General features: G+C 57.0%; 17 protein-coding genes. 7 read left to right on the top strand and 10 right to left on the bottom strand.

Features of this window, described 5'->3' with window-relative positions:
* Nucleotides 1-187 precede the first annotated feature (187 nt).
* Together SH661x_RS10540 and SH661x_RS10535 are read right to left on the bottom strand one after the other, a co-directional pair.
* Nucleotides 188-1,159 carry a hypothetical protein gene (locus SH661x_RS10540; RefSeq protein WP_437230716.1) on the bottom strand — a complete coding sequence of 324 codons (972 nt, stop codon included), beginning with the start codon at nt 1,157-1,159 and terminating at the stop codon, nt 188-190.
* Between the two features lie 439 nt (nt 1,160-1,598).
* Entirely contained in the window at nt 1,599-2,033 is a 435-nt protein-coding gene (locus SH661x_RS10535; RefSeq protein WP_437230714.1) for an SET domain-containing protein, read from the bottom strand.
* A 213-nt stretch (nt 2,034-2,246) separates the two neighbouring features.
* Here SH661x_RS10535 and SH661x_RS10530 point away from each other — a divergent pair, with 213 nt between their 5' ends.
* The 3 genes from SH661x_RS10530 to SH661x_RS10520 all read left to right on the top strand — a co-directional run bounded on the left by SH661x_RS10530 (nt 2,247) and on the right by SH661x_RS10520 (nt 5,201).
* Nucleotides 2,247-2,996 carry an NTP transferase domain-containing protein gene (locus tag SH661x_RS10530; RefSeq protein WP_437230712.1) on the top strand — a complete coding sequence of 250 codons (750 nt, stop codon included), beginning with the start codon at nt 2,247-2,249 and terminating at the stop codon, nt 2,994-2,996.
* 29 nt (nt 2,997-3,025) lie between these two features.
* Nucleotides 3,026-3,655: a pyridoxamine 5'-phosphate oxidase family protein gene (locus SH661x_RS10525; protein ID WP_437230710.1), complete on the top strand. Its 630-nt coding sequence runs from the start codon at nt 3,026-3,028 to the stop codon at nt 3,653-3,655.
* A gap of 70 nt (nt 3,656-3,725) precedes the next feature.
* Nucleotides 3,726-5,201 (top strand): glycerol-3-phosphate dehydrogenase/oxidase, encoded by a 1,476-nt coding sequence (locus SH661x_RS10520; protein ID WP_437230708.1) that lies wholly within the window; start codon nt 3,726-3,728, stop codon nt 5,199-5,201.
* 72 nt (nt 5,202-5,273) lie between these two features.
* Here SH661x_RS10520 and ruvC read toward each other — a convergent pair whose 3' ends face one another.
* Both ruvC and SH661x_RS10510 read right to left on the bottom strand, forming a co-directional pair.
* Nucleotides 5,274-5,894 (bottom strand): crossover junction endodeoxyribonuclease RuvC, encoded by a 621-nt coding sequence (gene ruvC, locus SH661x_RS10515; RefSeq protein WP_437230706.1) that lies wholly within the window; start codon nt 5,892-5,894, stop codon nt 5,274-5,276.
* Between the two features lie 355 nt (nt 5,895-6,249).
* A complete protein-coding gene (locus tag SH661x_RS10510) occupies nt 6,250-6,489 on the bottom strand; it encodes an RNA polymerase subunit sigma (protein ID WP_437230704.1) in 240 nt (79 codons plus the stop codon).
* A gap of 310 nt (nt 6,490-6,799) precedes the next feature.
* Between SH661x_RS10510 and SH661x_RS10505 the strand changes: the two genes are divergently transcribed.
* Nucleotides 6,800-7,834, top strand: coding sequence for a prenyltransferase/squalene oxidase repeat-containing protein (locus tag SH661x_RS10505; protein ID WP_437230702.1), 1,035 nt, complete (start codon nt 6,800-6,802; stop codon nt 7,832-7,834).
* Between the two features lie 155 nt (nt 7,835-7,989).
* Nucleotides 7,990-8,322, top strand: coding sequence for a hypothetical protein (locus SH661x_RS10500; RefSeq protein WP_437230700.1), 333 nt, complete (start codon nt 7,990-7,992; stop codon nt 8,320-8,322).
* Nucleotides 8,323-8,414: 92 nt separating this feature from the next.
* On the opposite strand, the gene pheS is transcribed toward SH661x_RS10500, so the two are convergent.
* On the bottom strand, nt 8,415-9,947 hold the full coding sequence (gene pheS, locus SH661x_RS10495) for a phenylalanine--tRNA ligase subunit alpha (RefSeq protein ID WP_437230698.1): 1,533 nt from the start codon (nt 9,945-9,947) through the stop codon (nt 8,415-8,417).
* Between the two features lie 367 nt (nt 9,948-10,314).
* Between pheS and SH661x_RS10490 the strand changes: the two genes are divergently transcribed.
* Nucleotides 10,315-10,446: a hypothetical protein gene (locus SH661x_RS10490; protein ID WP_437230696.1), complete on the top strand. Its 132-nt coding sequence runs from the start codon at nt 10,315-10,317 to the stop codon at nt 10,444-10,446.
* A gap of 134 nt (nt 10,447-10,580) precedes the next feature.
* On the opposite strand, the gene SH661x_RS10485 is transcribed toward SH661x_RS10490, so the two are convergent.
* On the bottom strand, nt 10,581-11,003 hold the full coding sequence (locus tag SH661x_RS10485) for a hypothetical protein (RefSeq protein WP_437230694.1): 423 nt from the start codon (nt 11,001-11,003) through the stop codon (nt 10,581-10,583).
* A gap of 91 nt (nt 11,004-11,094) precedes the next feature.
* On the bottom strand, nt 11,095-12,639 hold the full coding sequence (locus tag SH661x_RS10480; protein ID WP_437230692.1) for an OprO/OprP family phosphate-selective porin: 1,545 nt from the start codon (nt 12,637-12,639) through the stop codon (nt 11,095-11,097).
* A gap of 786 nt (nt 12,640-13,425) precedes the next feature.
* Between SH661x_RS10480 and SH661x_RS10475 the strand changes: the two genes are divergently transcribed.
* Nucleotides 13,426-13,797 (top strand): hypothetical protein, encoded by a 372-nt coding sequence (locus SH661x_RS10475; RefSeq protein ID WP_437230690.1) that lies wholly within the window; start codon nt 13,426-13,428, stop codon nt 13,795-13,797.
* 525 nt (nt 13,798-14,322) lie between these two features.
* Here SH661x_RS10475 and SH661x_RS10470 read toward each other — a convergent pair.
* The 3 genes from SH661x_RS10470 to SH661x_RS10460 all read right to left on the bottom strand — a co-directional run bounded on the left by SH661x_RS10470 (nt 14,323) and on the right by SH661x_RS10460 (nt 18,239).
* Nucleotides 14,323-15,243, bottom strand: coding sequence for a DUF1559 family PulG-like putative transporter (locus SH661x_RS10470; RefSeq protein WP_437230688.1), 921 nt, complete (start codon nt 15,241-15,243; stop codon nt 14,323-14,325).
* Nucleotides 15,244-15,721: 478 nt separating this feature from the next.
* The gene (locus tag SH661x_RS10465) at nt 15,722-17,209 is read right to left on the bottom strand and encodes a hypothetical protein (protein WP_437230686.1); all 1,488 of its coding nucleotides are present in this window, start codon (nt 17,207-17,209) and stop codon (nt 15,722-15,724) included.
* A gap of 85 nt (nt 17,210-17,294) precedes the next feature.
* Nucleotides 17,295-18,239 carry a YybH family protein gene (locus tag SH661x_RS10460; RefSeq protein ID WP_437230684.1) on the bottom strand — a complete coding sequence of 315 codons (945 nt, stop codon included), beginning with the start codon at nt 18,237-18,239 and terminating at the stop codon, nt 17,295-17,297.
* Between the last annotated feature and the right edge of the window lie 261 nt (nt 18,240-18,500).

Genomic DNA, 18,500 nt, shown 5'->3' with positions numbered 1-18,500 from the left:
CTTAGCAAATACGATCTGGGCACTTTCTCTTCCGTCCCGCACGTGAGAAGCCCAGACTCTCTGCGAGAAAGAGAAAGAAGGAAACCGCGAATCAGGCGAATTCCGCGAATGGGTCAATGAGAATTCGCTGAATTCGTCCAATTCGCGGTTTTGAAATCCTTCTTGATCGATTTGGAAACAGTGGGTTTCAAGCCGCTCGTGGATTCTTCAACAGCGAGAATTCTTCTGCCTCGACGATCTGCCCGGCGGTCAGGCCTTTGCGGCTGGCGACCAGGCGCCGGCGTACCGCACGCCGCATGGAGGCATGGTAGCTGACCGAGGTGGTAAACATCGTCAGCAGGTCGAGGAACTGCGTCTCTTTGGCCAGTTCCGGCTCGTACACGTAGACGTGGGCGTTGTAGCCCAGCCCGAACAGAGCTCCATCGATGTCACCGATCTTGCGGCCTTCCGCTTCAATCACAAAGTCCGCACCGACAGAAATCCATTTCCGCTTGATGTTCACATACCACATCCTCTCTTTTTTCAGATGAAAATACGAAAACGAAAAGATCGATGGAATGCGAAACGTCCGGTAGTTCTCTTCGAGATCGGTCAGGTATTTGTGGCCTTCGAGAGAGGCAGACATCGACAGCAGTGGCCGGTTACTCGCCAGTGAGTTGTGCACTTCACGGGTGGTCATTTCCTCCAGGCTGCCGACCCAGCGAACTCTCTCGTTGGACCGGAACAACTTCATGACCAGTCGTCGGCCTTCCAGCTGGTCAGGACGAAGTTTCATTACCGGATCCGCCATCATCTGCTTGTGCAGACGTTCCGTCTGTGCGGTGCTGAGTGCTCCATTCTGCTTGATCTGCCGACGCAGAAATTCCATCCGGTCCTGCTGCAGCAGTTCCAGCTTCTTCTGCTGAGTCTCCGGTTGCGGTTTCCAGGCATCGGTGCGGATGGTGACAAGATGCGTCGGGAGCCAGCGACCGGTCTGGATGTCCTTCTCCATCACCGTCCCGCAGACATCGGTATTCGCGGTGAACTGACGGTCGTCCGCCATCTTCAGTCGCTGAAGAAACTCTATATTGGTCGGATGCACACCCGGGAAGGCCCACATGTCGACATAACGATGCGCTCCACCCTGAAGAGCTTTTTTGGAACGAGCGGAAGCGCCCATGACACTACCTTTGACTGCCGGTCAGCGAAGTGGCTGCAGAAGAGGATCTGCAACCGCGATGGATTGCTACATCGCGGACGACAGGGCAGCAAGAGCAACCCGCCTGCCAGTGGCCGGTCGGGTGCTGCGTCGGCAGAAACGGCAGGAGAAACGCCGAAAACGCTCTCCCCGGGTCAGCGGGGCTCCGGGGGGAAACCGGAGGATTTTGAACCACGGAAAGCACGGAAGTCACGGAAAGAATTTGAACCGCGAATCTTGCGAATCTAACGAATAAATCCTGTCGGGATCCCAGTCCCCGATCGCGATTCTACCAACGTTTTGATGCCCCTTAGGCTGGCATTCATTCGCTTCATTCGCCCACTTCGCGGTTCAAACTCTTTTCTTCCCTTTCCGTGACTTCCGTGCTTTCCGTGGTTCCTCCTAAAACCGGGCAATCAGCTCAGTCCAGCACTTCGAAACCGAGTTCGTTGGTGCGGTCTTCCGGATCGCCGTTGTAATTGATCGTCACTTCTTCGCCCGCTTCGATGTCTCGATACGCGGTGAAGATCTTGGTCTGACGGCCAGTGTCTTCGTAGTAGGCGTTCGGCTTGAAGCTGTGGTTGTAAAGCGAACCGTATCCCATCGCGAGAGCCGCTTTGGTTTCGGTCCAGCAGTATGCGTAATGCCCCAGTTCTGAATCCATGATCTTGTCCCAGGTGACAATGATCAGCGGGACCCGCTCAAACACGGTCCCTTTGGCGATGGGCTTGCGGGCGAAGACCCCGCGGCCTTTGCCTTTGGTGTAGCGAACTTCCAGTAAATCCGATTGCGAATGGGCCATCTGTGAGTGTTCCGGAGGAGGATCAAATTCCACGTGCGGAGCATCTTCCCGCATTCGCCCTGACTTTCAACTGAGAACTCCCGGATTTTTGTGGATCGCGGAACAGCAGCCTTCGAAGGTGGTTGCCAGGAACTGCCGCTTCTCCGGCTCTCGACTCTGGACTCCCCGCTCTCGACTTCTCCCCATCTTGCTTCTCGAATACCATCGGGAACGTTTCCGTGGATCTGGAAACGATTTCTGCAATCGACAATTGATACGGAGCGCCCCATGTCGGAAACCGCCGCCATTATCCTGGCTGCCGGGAAGAGTAAACGGATGCAGTCCGAAACCCCCAAGGTCCTGCATCAGGCCTGCGGACGCCCCATGGTGGAATACGTTCTGGACGCGGCCCGTCAGGCGGGAGCGTCACGACTGATCCTGGTGGTCGGTCACAAGGCCGACCTCGTCAAACAGGCTCTGCAACATCATTCCGACGTCGAGTTCGCATTGCAGACCGAACAGCTGGGAACAGGGCATGCGGTCATGTCCTGTCGAAATCAATTGAAAGATTTCACCGGCCAGGTACTGATTCTCGCCGGCGACACTCCGCTGCTGCGGGGCACTTCTCTCGCAAAGCTCCTGAACGAGCGTGAAGAGCAGCAGGCTGCCTGTGTTGTCGGCACGGCAAAAACAGAAAACAACGCAGGACTCGGGCGAATTGTCCGGGGAGCAAATGGCGAGTTCCTCAGAATCGTCGAACAACGGGATGCCACCCCTGAGGAACTTCAGATCACTGAGATCAACACCGGATGCTTCGCCTTCCACGGGCCGGATCTCTTTCACGCCCTGGATCAGGTTCGACCCGAGAACGCCCAGGGCGAATACTACCTGACCGACTGCCCGGAGATTCTCAGTCGAGAAGGAAAGAAGGTGCTGGCCGCCTGCACTCTCGATATTCAGGAGGCTCTTGGAGTGAACACGCAGGAGCAACTTGCCGAAGTGGAAGCGGTCATGCAGCAGCGGATCAAGTCCCACTGATCACACGCAACAACAACGACAGTTCCGACATGTGGCCTGGCTTTCGCGATCCCGATTTCGACCCTGCAGCCTGTGCGCTCCCCGAGCTGCAGGCTGCCGTCTGGCGGGAACTGGCATTCGCCTGCGAAAACATGCAGCACGGCTGGCGACTGCCCGTACTGGCGAACGTCTTTCAGCAAACTGTCCGACAACGGATTGTCGTGTTGCGTCACGTCCTTGAGGAGTCGGCGGAGTTCGTCGTTCATACCGACCTGCGATCTCCCAAGTTCCTGCAGCTGCGAGAGAACCCGCGGGTCAGCTGGCTGTTTTATGACCCGGAAAGCCGTGTGCAACTCACCGTTCAAGGGGCAGTCACGCTGCATACGGATGATGACTTTGCTCAAGAACAATGGGCGGGGAGCAGCCTGACCAACCGGATTGCGTTTCTGGCTGAAAAGGCCCCCGGGACGCCTGCGGATTCGCCGTCGGTCAACGTGCCTGAGAACATCCGCAACCGGATTCCAACGCCGGAGGAATCAGCAGCAGGTCGAGAAAACTTCGCTGTGATCGTCAGTACCGTGGAGACATTCGATCTGCTGTTCATTCGACGATCCGGGAATCTGCGGGCCCAGTTCACACGCAACGGCGACCATTGGATCAGGACATGGCTGGAGCCGTAGATTTCTGAGGACTGATTCAGGGAACCTTCCAGGCAAGAGTGGCGGACTGACTGCGAAAGTGTGAAACACCATGAACCGTGAAGCTGCACTGGCTCGATTGAGTGAAGAGACCTGGGACGTCGTCGTGATCGGAGGGGGAGCGACCGGGCTGGGAACAGCGGTCGACGCAGCCTCGCGCGGGTTCAGCACTCTGCTGCTCGAGCAGGCCGACTTTGCAAAGGCGACCTCCAGTCGAAGCACGAAGCTGATTCACGGCGGCGTCCGCTATCTGCAGCAAGGGAACGTCCATCTGGTGCGGGAGTCGCTGCACGAGAGAGGATTGCTTCTCCGCAACGCCCCCCAGCTGGTCCGACCGGTCGAATTCATTATCCCTGCTCATTCATGGGTAGAACGAATCTATTACGCGACCGGACTGAAAGCCTATGACCTGCTGGCAGGTCGACTGGGGATGGCAGGTTCCCGCATGCTCAGCCGCGAAGAGATGCAGCGACGCATCCCCACCCTCAAGCGGGAAGAGTTCTCCGGCGGGGTCTCCTATTTCGACGCCCAGTTCGACGACGCCCGATTGGCGGTTTCGCTGGCACAGACGTTAATGAATCAAGGGGGAGTGGCCCTGAACTACGTGCGGGTGCATGCACTTCTCAAGGAAAACGGACGAGTCCGCGGAGTCGAAGCGGAAGACGGGGAGACCGGCGATCGATACCGGATTTCCGCCAAGTCCATCGTGAATGCCACCGGGATTTTCAGCGACGAAGTCCGCCGACTGGATGATGCTGCCGCCAAGCCGACCCTGAGTCTGAGTCAGGGAGCCCACATCGTCGTCGATCGAAAATTCCTTCCGGCGAGCTCTGCCATCATCGTCCCGCGTACTGACGACGGACGGGTCCTGTTTCTCATTCCCTGGCACGGCGCTACGGTCATCGGCACGACCGACACCCCCGTCGAGAACGCCAGTCTCGAGCCTCGCCCCATGCGGGATGAAATCAACTTCCTTCTCGAACATTCGAATCGGTATCTCTCCGCAAAGGTCGAGCGGTCGGACATCCGCAGCAGCTTCGCTGGTCTGCGCCCCCTGGTGCGAAGCGATCATCAGTCCACGACGTCAAAGCTCTCCCGCGATCACGTCGTGCATGTCGGAGAGAGCGGACTGGTCAGTATCGCGGGAGGGAAGTGGACCACCTTCCGCAAGATGGGAGCCGATGCGGTAGAAGCCGCCATCAAAGCGGCCGGGCTGCCGCAGCAACCGTCCCGGACAGAGTCGCTGCGTTTTTCGCTGGAGGACACAGCGGATCGATTCAACCTCGACCATCTTCCGGTGATCAATGATGAATTCATCCGCGAGTGTGTCCGTGACACCATGGCGCGGACCGTTGAGGACATTCTCGCCCGCCGCAGCCGAATGCTGTTCGTGAATGTACAGGAAGCACTGCAACATGCCCCGCATGTGGCAACCGTAATGGCGCAAGAGCTGCACTTCGACGAGCACTGGATCGCCACACAGCTGGCAGAGTTTCAGCAGGTGGCAGAGGGGTATCAGACGGTGTGAGCGGGAGGGAAAAGGGAAGAGAGGACAGGGGACAGAAACAGACGGTCACGCCCGTCTCTCAACTCTCAACTCTCAAATACGGACCGCGCTCGGCTTCCGCACGCCCGCCATCACTCCGCTCTCCACACGCAGGCTGTAGTAATGGCACAGGGCGATGGCACAGGCGTCGGCGACGTCGTTGGGTTCGAGCACGTTGGTCATGCCCAGTTCCCGCTGAATGGCCATCTGCACCTGTTCTTTGCTGGCTGTCCCGGTCCCGGTCAGGAGTTTCTTGACCTGCCTGGGGGTGTAATGCACAACCGGCAGCTTGGCGGTGGCGATGGAATAGAGAATTGCCCCGCGGGCATGTGCCATCAGCAAGGCCGATTTCGGGCTGCGAGCCATCGAGAAGATTTGTTCGATAGCGACAGCATCAGGACGAAACTCTTCAATCAGTTCCAGAATGCCTGAGCCGATCTCAAGCACTCGATCTGCGAGACTGGTCTGACGCTGGGAGCTGACGATTCCTCCTTCGAGGAGGATCGGACGGGAGGGGGTGCGTCGCAGCAGTGCATAGCCGGTTCGGTTCAAACCCGGGTCGATCCCCAGGTAAACCGATCCATATTCGCCGACAAACGCGTTTCCAGTGGCCATCCCCACGGGAGTCACCCTTCCGCTGGGATCGTCTCGTAATGCCGCTCGTCGATTCGACACGGCTCTCCCTCCTTGTTTCGCGTTTCCCGGACGACGAACTTTGCTCAAAGTCGCGATGAGGGGAGAATAACAGAAAACCAGCCCGGACCGAGCGGAAAATCCGGACAAATTCTCAAGCGAACCAGGCGGGCTCCGACCAGCGAAGGACTTCAATCCACCAGCCAAATGAGGCAAATCTGACTCAGAATCGTGAGGCGGAGAGGACAGATCTCACCACGGAGACACCGAGCCACGGAGAATGTGGGAACCCGCCATACGTCGAGTTTCAAAACTCTTTTGAAACTCCGTGCCTCGGTGTCTCCGTGGTAGAAAATCTGTTTTCGATCCAGGCCGGTCCCCTTCGCCCAGGCGGGAACTATTTCTTCTTGGAAGCCTTCTTCGCTGCCTTGGGAGCGGCTGCTTTCTTGGCGGTGGACTTGGCTGCTGCAGGCTTGGCGACGACGGTTTTCTTTTTCGCTGCGGGCTTGTCGCTTTTCTCCTGAGCTTCCGGCTTCGGTTCGACCTTGGCCGCGGCCTTTGACTTTTTACCAAAGACCTGATCCCAGTTGTTCCAGAACTCGGGGGTTGCTCCGGTACGTACGATGGGTCCGCTCATGTTCACTTCTTTCCTGATGCCTGTGGGTTGCCGATTGTGGCAACCGCATGTGCTGAGTTCTTCGGGCAGTCGTCGTGACTGCCTCGGGCAGCGAATGCGAGTTTTCCTCTTCCGTTGAAGGAATGTCAAGAATGATTTCACAGCAACCCGAACCCGAAGCGACCCTGGGATTCGATTCAAAGGTCAATCGGCCTGAAGAGGATCACCAGGAGGTTGATTGAGAAAGCGGAACGAAACGACGTACAATTTTCAAAGCGACGTACTTGCGAGGGTGAAGTTGAAACCGTTCTGGATGCAGTTTGGATTGCGGATGGTCCTGGCAGTTTGCCTTGTGACCTCGCCCTATCCGCGTCCCCGAACGGTGACTGCTCAATCGACTGAAGCTCAACAGCGAGCCGTTGACGACAGCGTTTCCCGGGCACTTCAGTACATTGCTGCCCGTCAGAGTCCCGAAGGCTCCTGGACCACGGAAGCCTGGGGAGACTCCACTGCGATCACGGCTCTGGCAGTCATGGCGTTCCTGGCTGCAGGTCATGTTCCCGGTGAAGGTCCCTATGGAGAGCAGATCAGTAAAGGGGTCCGCTGGGTCGTCTCTCAGCAGCAGCCCAACGGCATGCTGATCCGAAAAGCCCAAAGCCACGGGCCGATGTACGATCACGGGATCTGCACGCTGATGCTGGCGGAAGTCTTCGGAATGCTTGATGGGGCGGACGCGTTGCTTGTGCGCCGCGCCCTCGAAAAGGCGGTGCTTCTGATCCTGGAAGCACAGGCTGTCGAAAAGTTCGACCGGCATCAGGGGGGATGGCGATACCAGGTGGACAGCCGGGACAGCGACCTGAGCGTGACTGGATGGCAGGTCATGGCCCTGCGGGCCGCAAAGGACATCGGCTGCGACGTCCCTGTCGAAGCGATCGACCGCGCGGTGGACTATGTCAAAATGTGCTGGAATGAAAAACAGCAGGGATTCGGTTACCAGCCGGGCAACACATCCACTCCCACGTTGACCGGCACGGGGATCACCTGCCTGGAAGTCTGTGGCGATCACAATTCACCCGAGTCGCTGAACGGGGCGGACTGGCTGAAGAAGCACCCGCTGGTCGAACGCTCGGCCTATTTTTATTACGGCGTCTACTACACCGGGGTGGGGGTATTCAAGCTCGGTGGAGAATCAGCAGCGAGCAACTATCAGCATCTGGTCGACATCCTGTTGCCGATCCAGCAGGGGGACGGCAGCTGGGAGCCTCAGCACGGCAGCGAAAAGCAGGCGGGCCGCATCTACACCACGAGCCTCACCGTGCTCGCGCTGACCGTTGAGTATCGGTATCTGCCGATCTATCAGCGATAGGGGCTTTCAGCTCAAGCATTCGCGACTGATGTCTTTACTCCGCCGACCGACGGGCGGGCCGGAAAGGCAGCTGGACGCTTGGGAGGACAATGCTGAGCGAGGGCTGTTTCCATCAGGTCCGATGCAGCTGACGCGACGCAGTGCGCCAGTTGGGAATGACGCACTCGCCCCAGCACTTCCGTGAGGAGGTCAGCCGCATCTTCCGGAAGAAGCGTCGTATTTCGATCCATGAATGCTGCCCCGAAAGCCTCATGCTGGGGGATCCTCTGCAAATTCCGTCTCCGGGACCACATCTCGCCCGGCTGGCTGATATCGACCTGCCTTTCGGGGGAATCAAGCAGAAGCACGTTAGCCGGCAGGAACGCTACAACCCGAACCTGCTCCGGAAAGAGATTTCAGCCTTCGGCAATTTCTGCTCACGCTGTAAGCGGCATCGACAAGCGAGAATCCGGAGGCTGACACCTCCGGCTCGCCATGAAAGCCAGTAGGGTCCGCTGTGCGGACCATCAACGGCACACACAGCACACACCGCTTGCGCCCTGGGTCCAGACCCGAAGACGTCAATCATCGAGGAAGAACGTCACTGTGCAAGTGCCATTCCCTGCAGGTCTTCCACTCGCCCCTGATACAGCTCGCGGATGTCGGAGAGGCCGTAGCGGATCATGGCCAGACGTTCCATCCCCAGCCCCCAGGCCAGCACCGGATGCTTGCAGCCCAGCGGCTCGGTCACTTCCGGACGGAAGATTCCCGATCCCCCCATCTCGATCCACTTCTTCCGGCTTTCCAGATAGACCACCACGTCCACGCTTGGCTCGGTGTACGGATAGAATGCCGGCTTGAACTTCACCTTCGTGAATCCCATCTTCTTGTAGAACGTTTCCAGCGTTCCCAGCAGGGAGGCAAGCGAGGCGTTCTTGTCGATGACGATCCCGTCCACCTGATGAAACACCGGCAGGTGCTTGTAGCTGATCGTCTCGTTCCGGCAGACCCAGCCCACGCAGAATGCCTTGAGCGGCGGCTCGGGATGTCGAGCCAGCGCTCGGATCGTGGACGCTGTCGTATGTGTCCGCAGCACCACCTGCCGGGCTCGTTCCGGAGACCACTTGTATCCCCAGCCTTCCGAACCGGTGTCCCCTCCGTCTTCATGCGCACGTCGAACACGGTCGACCAGCGCCTCGTCCTTCGGCAAAGCGGTCGTATTCGGTTCATCCATATAGAACGTATCCTGCATGTCCCGCGCAGGATGATCCTGAGGCTGAAACAGGGCGTCGAAGTTCCAGAACGAGGATTCCACCATCGGCGAAACCACTTCCGTGAACCCCATCTCCAGATAGGCTCGCCGGGTCTGCTCGATGATCTTCCGCAGCGGATGGATCTTTGCGGGGTGTACCGTTTCCGCCTTGAGTGTGACGTCGTAGGGCCGAAGGGTCACTTCACTCCATAGACCGCTGCGCAGGTCTTCGGGGGTGAGGAGATTCTTTTCCTTCTTCAGCTGGACGGCCCCGGAGTTGAACAGTTCCAGTCCGGCCGGTGTGAGTTTCAACGTTCTTCGGGTGCGAGGCTTGAGCTTGGCGAGTTCCGTCCGTTTCCCGAGCAGGAGACGGACGCGCTCCGGATTGGATGTTGAATCGACTTCGATCGGCTTGCCATTCGCTTCGATCAGTGCCGTTTCATCGACGTCGTAGGTTTTGACAGCGTCGGCTGTTCGTCCGGCCTCGGTGATCTTGACTCCCTGCTTATCGCGCTCAATCCAGCCTCGAGCGACGCCCCACTTGAAAACTTCATTGACGGCAATCCCCGCCTGCCCGGCGGCTTTCGCGAAATCTCCGGTCGCGATCTGCCCGCCAGCGTCAATCAACAGCCGCAGTGCTTTGCGTTCGGGAAGACCTGCCCGGATCAGGTCGGAAGCATTTTCCAGCGGAACCAGTTCATCGCTGGTTATTTCCTCGATTTCCATCCAGCCGGCAGCGGACGCCTCGTTGGAGGCAGCCATGATTTTGGACTGATCGAGTTTCAGCTCCTGCGACAGGTCAGCCACGGAGACACCGGAGGTCCCTGCCAGCGCCTGCCAGAGTGCGTATGCCGGATCGTCGAGTTGGAGAGAAGCAGCCATGAGTGAAACCGTTGTTGTCCTTTGGAAACATCAAGTTGCGGCATCCTAGCAGCCGGAAGGCGACAGGGGGAACCGAGCAGGGGAGAAGGCGGCCGATTCAGCCAGAAAGAGGTCGAGAGCGGGAGTCCAGAGTCCAGAGCTGGAGGGGAAACCACGGTGGGCCCGGTGGCGACGCCGCTTCCGCACTCGGAGAGTGCGGAGTACGTACCTCGCACTCTCCGAGTGCGAGATTCCACCCCCCCAAATCTCGGCGATCTTCCCGCCCTGCGCACCTCCGGACCAGACAGACTTGAGTTGACGTCACCCAGCAAATCAGTTCTGCTTATCGCGGAAAAATCGTTGCAATCGTCATATTCGGAATGTCGGCATGTCGTCTCTCTCGCTTCGCGAAATGAATTCGCCCCACGCGGCACTCCCCTGGCGCAGGTTGATCGCGCGGACCGTCCTGCTCTGCCTGATCGCAGCCATCTACATTGCGAATTTTGGCATCCCCCTTTAGCCAATGTGCAGGCGTCGACGTCCTGAAAACTGCATCGCTTGAACGGACTTGTCGAAATCCCCTTTCATAAGCGGTTGAGGTCGACTCCACCTCACATTCAGTCTGCCCCAGAGAGGTCGCTGGCCAGGTTCGATTCAGTGTGCGTCTGAGGCGGTCGGTTCTGGTGGGAGCGTCGCACAGCCTGCCCTCGCAGCTTCGCAGTGCGGACAATCAGTGACGACCGACCAGCGATACTTCGTCTTCGTTTCTTCCGTCGTCTTCTTCACGAGTTTTGTACGCGTGTAGATCTTCGCACAGCGTGCACCTTGATCGAACTCGTCGCCGATGCAGCCTTCCGCTTCATGGGCTCCGGTGCAGGGGCGACGCTCAGGCAGACACACGTCTTCATACTCAACGGAGTATGTCGTCTTCGGCACCTGCTCGGTCTCACAGCTCACGCGGCAGCGCTTGGTGACCCGCTCGCAGCCGCACTGCGGACATGAGTCGTGCCGATTCACCGCGCAGCACGAGGCCCACAGCAGCGACATCAATCCGGCAAAGAGTTTCACTCGGTTCATGAGCATTTTCGATTTCTCATGGTGTTTCCATTTTCAGACACCAGGATCACTGACCTTTGTCTTCTGGTTCGGGACAGATCTTCCGGACGTTTTAAAAATCGACCTGAACCCGTGACACGAACAGGTTGGCAGTGCTGTGGCCGGTCACTTCGTTGTTCAGCATGCAGTGAATCCAGTTCCCCTGCAGCTTGGTATGGGTATTCAGAAACCACGTGAACCCCAGCGTCGTATCGTGCAGAGTTCCGTTCCCCGCGTTGCTGGTTCCGTTCAGATAGTGGCCGTTCAATGCTTCGGGATTTCGAATATCGACGAACGACCAGCGTCCGGCGATTTCCCAGGCCCCCCAGCCCCGTACTCCGTCCTTCTTGAGAGGGATGAAGTCGGCAAATGGGACGAGTCGTTCCAAGGTTCCGTTCTTTTTGTTGTACGCCCGGTGTTCCCCGGTCAGGCGATATGCAAGCTGAGCATAGGCCCCGTTGTAGAAGATCGGTCCGACGTCACTCTCAACCACCGTGACCATATATTCAGATTGAAAGCCCCAGGGACCGTTTTGATAAACCGTCTCCAGTCCGGCCAGATTGAAGTAGTTCGCGGGATACCGTCCGGAGTCGATGAACGCGGGCGTCCCGTTATTGGCGAATCCAAACGGCTGCGAAAGTTCCGAGTTCCCCAGCGGGCCAAACTCCGGGAGGACGCGAGTCTGATAGAAAGGGACCTTGTTGGTACTCCCGTCGGCGGTGTTGGCCCCCAGGACGCTGTAGTTATAGCTCCCCCCGATGGCCCAGAGATAACGGTCATCGGCATGATGATCGTACCGCACCAGATGCGTCGCACGGGTCGAAACAGAGAATCCCCCCAGGTCTCCGAAGTCGGTCCCGAAACGGTTATCACCCAAAGGGGCATTCTGAAATCCCCCGGTCCGAAAGACGCTCACCGCCCACGAACTCATTTCGTCTTCTGAAAGATAGGAGGACTGCGCCCCGATCCGGCGAAATGGCACAAACGCCAGGAAGGGGAGCGAGCGTTCCAGAAACGTCAGGTGACGGAATCCTGTCAAGGCGTCGATGCTGAACGGCTGACAGTATTGTCCGACCCGCATCGTTCCCAGAAAACGCATGTTGCTTTGCTCGACATAGGTGTCGAAGAAGCTGGGACGGCCGGCAGTCGCGAAATCCATTTCCAACTGATAAGACGTGAACTCCGCCACCTTACCCAGAATCGCCAGACGGGCTCGACGGAAACCGGTCCCGTTCTGAGCATTCCCCACGGTCGCCTTGTTCAGTGGGTCCTGGTCGTAGATGGCAGTATCAAGCTGGGTAAAGCCGGTGAACCGGAAAGTGGGAAACTCTTTCTTGTCCGAACTGGCAGCTGTCGCCTTCTTGTGCCCTTTTTCCAACGCATCCAGCCTGGCTTTGAGTTCTTCCAGGTCAAATTCCAGATTGGGGTAATCGTTCGGGTCGGCTGTTTCCGGGTCAGGGTCCGGCATGTCGTCCCCAGCGTCAGCCAACTGGATCCGACCGGCCGGACTGGCAGTGTCCGAAAAGATTTCATCCACCAATGCGTCGTTTGCAGATGCAGTGCAAAACGCAAATAACGAGACCGCGAGCCAGGCGGTTCGTCGAATGACGACACTCATCGGAATTCTGCGAACCAACGTCGGCTCGTTTCTGCACGAGAACCACTTTTCCAACTTGAGAAAAAGCGGAACTGAACCACCGGATCTCCGTCATACGGCTCCGCCTGTAACGATTAGTCAGACTTTGACGGCGAAGGACACAAAACTATCGACATTTTGGACGAGTCGGCATGAATCCAATTAAGTCGGCAGATCCCGCCGTCAGGCCGGCCCAGAAGATTTCCGGTTGTGCGGTCTGTACCGGTGATCAGGAAAACTCTGCACACGCATTTCGCAGCTGACGAACAGATTAAGCAGGTTAATCCTCGAATAGCGGCGACAGCGGGGCTCGCGAGAAACATTCTCAGCGAAGGTGAGTCGCCGTCAAACTGGCGAAAACAGCGGAGAAAACGTTGCTGTCCGCCGGCAGAGGCAAGTGAGTCGGCAAACGGTCTCCCGGGAACCTTCAGGGCGATGGACTGATCGAGTGCCCCAGGAGTTCTCGGTAATACGGACGGATTGAACAGAACCCGGCCCATTTCAATTCATTGGCCAGCTTCCGATCTCATTTCCAGTTTCAAAATTTTCCGGAAGAAGGGTGAGGCATCCCGGCAGTCGGCGGACTCCCGGCTGGATGGGAAGAGGGAAAGTCAGCGACTCGGACAGAACGGGGGAAAAACTTTCGGCATAATTGGCAGATTCGGACCTTTTCAGGCGACTCTGAATTTTGGTTGCTTTGTCCGCGGGGATAGCTCTCTCACTATTTGCACCGCACCAGTTCTCTCTCTCTTTGGGTGGATCCCTACGATGAAATTCTCAATCCGCACGTACTGTTCCTGGCTCTTGGTGGCAGCTGCTGCATGCATCTCTTCGATGTCTGCAAACACAGCCCGCGCCGACGACGAAATTGACCTCCCACCGCATATTACCTACTTCAGTTGGTATAACCCGATGGGGAATTACTTTGTATTCTATGGTTACGTAGCGGATGAGATCCCGTACGGCTGTATCGTGGCGTTCAGCGGATTATTGGACAACTGCTACACGTCAGTAGATTATGATGGCTTTTTCTACTTGGTCATCGAATTGCCTGACGGAACGATGGGAAATGTCGACGCAATTGCAGTCGATCACATTTTCCAGGTCTCGCAACCGGCTGGTACTTGGGTCTTCTTTTAAAAAGACCGCTGTAAACCACTCACAAACTTACACAAGCATCTACGCTTATTCCAAATAGATGTTGCGAATCATGAAAAGTCAGTCCATTCAGGGGAGATCAATTCACGGGACCGCTTACTGGACAGAGATATTCGATCGCCAAGACGATCTTACTTACTCCATCAACAAGCACGTTAGCGGTAACGCGGAAGAGCGCTGAATTTGACTTCATTATGTTGCAATTGTGAGAATTGCGGAGGAGTGCACAAACTTGTGTGCTCCTCCCTTTTGGACTTACTCTTTCGTCTTTTGGCAGAATTCGGCTGATCATGGAAGAAACTGATCAAGACTCAACGGCCGGTGCATTGCGTGCGATGTTGAGGCGATGCATCCGCCTACGTCAGACGACTTTCGAATGTCAGGCCGCAAGTTATCTCGAACACCGCCAACAAGGTGCCCATGTTGGATCAAGCGTGGACGTCAATTCTGTCATCACTCTCGTAGCAGCGGAAATTGCCCATCGATCACCGGATCTACTGGAACTCCCTAAAACTCCGGTACAGGCTCGCCATCGCCGACCTTAGCCAGCCGATGAAGAATTAATTCATCGAGATGGACCGACAAAGACGAGACACGCCCGTCAGCGAATGCAAAATGGCTTAGTCCAACGTGCGGGCTTCCAAACCTCTCGCCCGCTGTCGCCGACGTTTCCTTGGGAAGCACAATACGTCTGCCATTACCTCCAAAGCGAACATATCCGTTTCGGGATCCTCCGTTATAAACAGAGGTATCGGAGGAAGTGAGATGCTTTTCTCCAATTAAAAGTGTCGCAGTCAGCCCATCTATGTTCAGGTCCGAAAAAGAAACCCGATATTTCCAAGATTCAATCAATGAAGTTGGAGGTATTGACGTGGGCGATTCGGGAAAGATCTGGGCTGCTCGAAATGCTCCATCTTCCAAGGTGGGATTTGTTCCTCCAACTGCGACGAAGTCACCCCAACCGGGTGGCCCTTTAGGCAGAAGGGTCGCGGGAGGTATAAGTCCAGGATCTCCTTCCGGCCGAATCGCATTTCCGCCCGATCGAACTTGGGAAGGGCAATGAAAGACCGGCAAATCGCGCCCTGCGGATGAGTCCTGGAAAAAGTAAGCTTTCTTCAGATCCCACGCATCATACAGATTTTGCTGGTCTAAATAGGGCAGCAACAATACGGCCCATGTCGCCCAGTTTGTGCCCAGATCTCTTGCCGGCACGGCCCGTTCCACGTCGTGGAAGTTATGGACCGCAAGGGCGAGTTGCTTGAGATTGTTTTTGCACTGCGTTCGGCGGGCCGCTTCCCGGGCCGACTGCACTGCCGGGAGCAGCAAGGCCAGAAGCATCCCGATCACTGCAATCACCACCAGCAGTTCGATCAGCGTGAAGCCTCGAACTCGTTGGGAGCGTGAATATTCACGCGGGCGGCGATGCATGCTGTCCCCTCAAAATCCACTCTGATCTCGAGATCCTGCACACACCGCATGACTTCGAAATCCCACCTGATACAAGCGGAACCTCCCTCCGCACGTTTGAACTTTCCCCAGGTGACAGGCCCGCCCACCGCACTAATTCGGTTTTTTGCCTAGGGGATTCCCTGAACTCAGTAGAACCTGTTTCATCTTAGAACAAAATGAAGGCCAGGTCGAAGGGATTTCGGCCGAGTCGATCAGCTTTGCCACGAATTCCTCCAGATAAATGGACAATCTGGAGAAAGCAGTTGTTTGAAAATTTACGTAGTTGAACCAGACACCCCATTCACTAAAACCAGGGTCCCTACGTGAGGCTCCGGCGCCGTTAATGCAGCCAAGCAATCTCATTTCCACTGAAATTTAATACAAAACAACAAGTCCCGCACGACAAAAAAAGCCGCGTGACGGTTCACGCGGCTCTCGCATCTTTCACATCATGAGTTCACTGGCCAGGGGGCGAGTCCGGCAGGGGACCATTGTCGTCGCTGCCGCCTGAATCTCCGCTGCTGTCTTTCGGTGGATCGAGACGAACCAGCAGGTCCGTCTGCGTCTGCTTGCTGCCGTAGTGAACGAGCACTTCCGTCTGCGGCTGTGTCAGATTGTAGATGCCGGTTTCCAGCACAACTCCCGCCTGCTTGCCGATCGTGAAGGCGACCTGCTGCGTTTTCTTGTCGACGCGTCCCTGAACGGGCCATGACTGGTTGGTCGAACTATTATACATGGTCCCGCTGATGACCCCATCCTTGTTCACCGCCAGCTGAATCGTGCGAACCGGGTTCTTGTCCTCCTTGCTGGTCGACAATGAGAACGTTCCCAGCGGGAGCCAGTCATCACCTGAGCCCTGGGCATTCCCACTGTTGGCGTCTGCGTTATCCGTCCCGGAAGAGTTCTGAGGAATCTCATCCTGCGGGACAGTCGCCAGATTGGCCACCGACTGGTAGTAGGCGTCGGAGGACCCCATGTCCTGGCCGTTCACGTACACGCTGTCGTTCTGGTAGACAACATTCCCGCCGGTGCCGTAGCTGTAGTAGATGGGAGTATCGAAGGCGGCTCCGAGCATGAACCCGCCGACTGCCCCCCAGCCGGCACCTCGCCACCAGTAGTTCCACGGGTGGTAGCCCCACCCATGATAGTACCAGCTGTTCACGTTGGGATGATACGAGTGCCACCAGTCGTGTCCGTTGTTGTTCCAGTTGTCTCGAACCTGATTGCCCCAATCGGAGACCTTCTGGGCCTGCTCGGGATGGTTGGCAGCCCATTCGTTCCGCTCACCCGCTCCACCCTGGCCGAGGCGGTTCTGATTTCCGATCTGGGTGTTATTGACGTTGATATTGTCGTTGTTGAATTTGTTGTTTGAGTTGATGGTGTTATTGGAATTGCGGTTGAAATTCTGATTGTCGACCCGGGTTCCGCTTCCCCCTTGTCCCGGTCGACTGCTCAGCCCCAGAAAGTTCTGCAGCTGGTCGTTGCTGACATGGTTATTGAAACCTTCTCCCCCCGCACCGCGATCCCCGAAGCCGCCGCTTCCAAAACCGCCCTCAGGTCGTGATCCGGCACCGCCGAAGGAAGGGACGCCACCATGGCTCCCGAACCCGCCGTCTCCGCCGAAGTTTCCACCGCCGCCGAAGTCGTGGCTGCCGAAATCACCGCCACCCCCGAAGCCTCGATTGCCGAAGTCACCACCCCCGCCAAAATCCCCGCCGCGGCCGCCTCCGAAGTCACCCCCGCGATACCCTCCGAAGCTGCCGCCCCCTCCTCCGAAACTCCCATGTGAGCCGCCGAAGCTGCCGCCGCCGAATCCCCCAGCGTGCATGCCTCCACCGAAACCTCCTCCGCCGCCCCCGCCGTGGAAGCCCATTCCATAGGTCGACTCATTTCCAGCGACCACACTGACCGCACAAGCCAGCAATGTTCTCGAGAGAATTTTCATATAAGGATTCCCATGAATTCCGGTATGACGCTTGTTTCTATGACAAAATCGTGCCAGGCACACTTCGTGTTCAATGGTGGTCGAATTACTTCGGTGGCTCGGGAGCAGCCTGCTTCACGAGTTTCGAAACAAGACTGTTGGGGAGAGAGGCTCCGTCGAACTGTTGATCGACGTTTTGAATTTCAATGTTGCCGTCGGCATCAGATCGGAGAATCTGAGTGAGAGCTCCACGTCGACCATCCGGTGTTTGAATGGCGATTTTCACGCTCCACTGGGTTTCTCCGTCTTGCGACCAGAAGCCCTGGCCGAAGCTGCCGTCTTCATCGAACAGCCAGGTCCTGAAGCAGCCCAGATCCTGATCCCAGCCGATCGTCTGGATCCCTTTCTGAACAACCTGATTTTTCATCACGCGGCGGTATTCCCGGGTGTAGAAGTTCCCCCCGGGAGCAACGCTGAACGTGGTTACGATCTTTTGGTCCTGTTCGTCATCGATCCATGTCCCCAGCAGCCAGTCCAGTTTTTTCAGGTGAATCGCCGGTGCCTGAATGACCGGGAGTTCCGTCTCTTCCACTTTGGAGATCAGCCATTTGCCCCCTTTGACAGCGACCAGGTGAGCGACGAAATGAGAACTGCTGCGGCTGCCGTCGGTATGGATTTCATCCAGGATGCCTGCCAGCGTGACCTGGGAACCGTCCTCGGATTTGGTCGCGGATTGTGCCCGCACGGAAACCGTACACTTGGGATCGTCCTTAAAAAGCTTCGTATAGGCGGCCTCAATTGCCGGTCGCCCCATGACGGGTGTCTGTGAACCTGCCGAAACGTATTCGGCATCAGGCTTCCAAAGCGCTGCCAGAGCCGCAGCGTCGTGAGCGTTGAATGCTTTGGCGAAGACATCCCCCAGGGCATGCGCCGATTTCTCTTCCGGGGATTCCGCGACCGGCTGAGCAGTTCTGACAGCAGGGGTCTGGGCGAGCACTGTCGACCCGATTCCCAGTATCCCGACACAAGCAAAAAGCTTCAATTTCTGCATCGACGCTAATCCTTTTTCCGAGTGGACGTGTGAATAACTCGCCGCACGGCCCTGAATTGAAATGCCATCCGCCAGCCGATTTTTCCAGCTGTGAGTACGGTCGTTGTGAATGGAAAGAAGCCTCAAGAACGAGAGCCAAGCGTGACTTCGATGTCGCGGCTTCTGGTCGAGCGTACAACATTTCAAACCGCGAAGTGGATCAAATTTCCCGGAAAATCGACTTGGAAAAGAATTTCGATAGAGGACGACCGCCAGCTGTTT

The sequence above is a fragment of the Planctomicrobium stercoris genome, from assembly GCF_051465655.1.
GTDB lineage: Bacteria > Planctomycetota > Planctomycetia > Planctomycetales > Planctomycetaceae > Planctomicrobium.
The sequence above is the reverse complement of the archived record's forward strand: the minus strand, read 5'-3'. Positions and strand labels throughout refer to the sequence as shown.

Coding starts and splice junctions, on each gene's coding strand:
- SH661x_RS10540 (WP_437230716.1), bottom strand. CDS start 1,159: ATGGGCGCTTCCGCTCGTTCCAAAAAAGCTCTTCAGGGTGGAGCGCAT.
- SH661x_RS10535 (WP_437230714.1), bottom strand. CDS start 2,033: ATGCGGGAAGATGCTCCGCACGTGGAATTTGATCCTCCTCCGGAACAC.
- SH661x_RS10530 (WP_437230712.1), top strand. CDS start 2,247: ATGTCGGAAACCGCCGCCATTATCCTGGCTGCCGGGAAGAGTAAACGG.
- SH661x_RS10525 (WP_437230710.1), top strand. CDS start 3,026: ATGTGGCCTGGCTTTCGCGATCCCGATTTCGACCCTGCAGCCTGTGCG.
- SH661x_RS10520 (WP_437230708.1), top strand. CDS start 3,726: ATGAACCGTGAAGCTGCACTGGCTCGATTGAGTGAAGAGACCTGGGAC.
- SH661x_RS10510 (WP_437230704.1), bottom strand. CDS start 6,489: ATGAGCGGACCCATCGTACGTACCGGAGCAACCCCCGAGTTCTGGAAC.
- SH661x_RS10505 (WP_437230702.1), top strand. CDS start 6,800: ATGGTCCTGGCAGTTTGCCTTGTGACCTCGCCCTATCCGCGTCCCCGA.
- SH661x_RS10500 (WP_437230700.1), top strand. CDS start 7,990: ATGACGCACTCGCCCCAGCACTTCCGTGAGGAGGTCAGCCGCATCTTC.
- pheS (WP_437230698.1), bottom strand. CDS start 9,947: ATGGCTGCTTCTCTCCAACTCGACGATCCGGCATACGCACTCTGGCAG.
- SH661x_RS10490 (WP_437230696.1), top strand. CDS start 10,315: ATGTCGTCTCTCTCGCTTCGCGAAATGAATTCGCCCCACGCGGCACTC.
- SH661x_RS10485 (WP_437230694.1), bottom strand. CDS start 11,003: ATGAACCGAGTGAAACTCTTTGCCGGATTGATGTCGCTGCTGTGGGCC.
- SH661x_RS10480 (WP_437230692.1), bottom strand. CDS start 12,639: ATGAGTGTCGTCATTCGACGAACCGCCTGGCTCGCGGTCTCGTTATTT.
- SH661x_RS10475 (WP_437230690.1), top strand. CDS start 13,426: ATGAAATTCTCAATCCGCACGTACTGTTCCTGGCTCTTGGTGGCAGCT.
- SH661x_RS10470 (WP_437230688.1), bottom strand. CDS start 15,243: ATGCATCGCCGCCCGCGTGAATATTCACGCTCCCAACGAGTTCGAGGC.
- SH661x_RS10465 (WP_437230686.1), bottom strand. CDS start 17,209: ATGAAAATTCTCTCGAGAACATTGCTGGCTTGTGCGGTCAGTGTGGTC.
- SH661x_RS10460 (WP_437230684.1), bottom strand. CDS start 18,239: ATGCAGAAATTGAAGCTTTTTGCTTGTGTCGGGATACTGGGAATCGGG.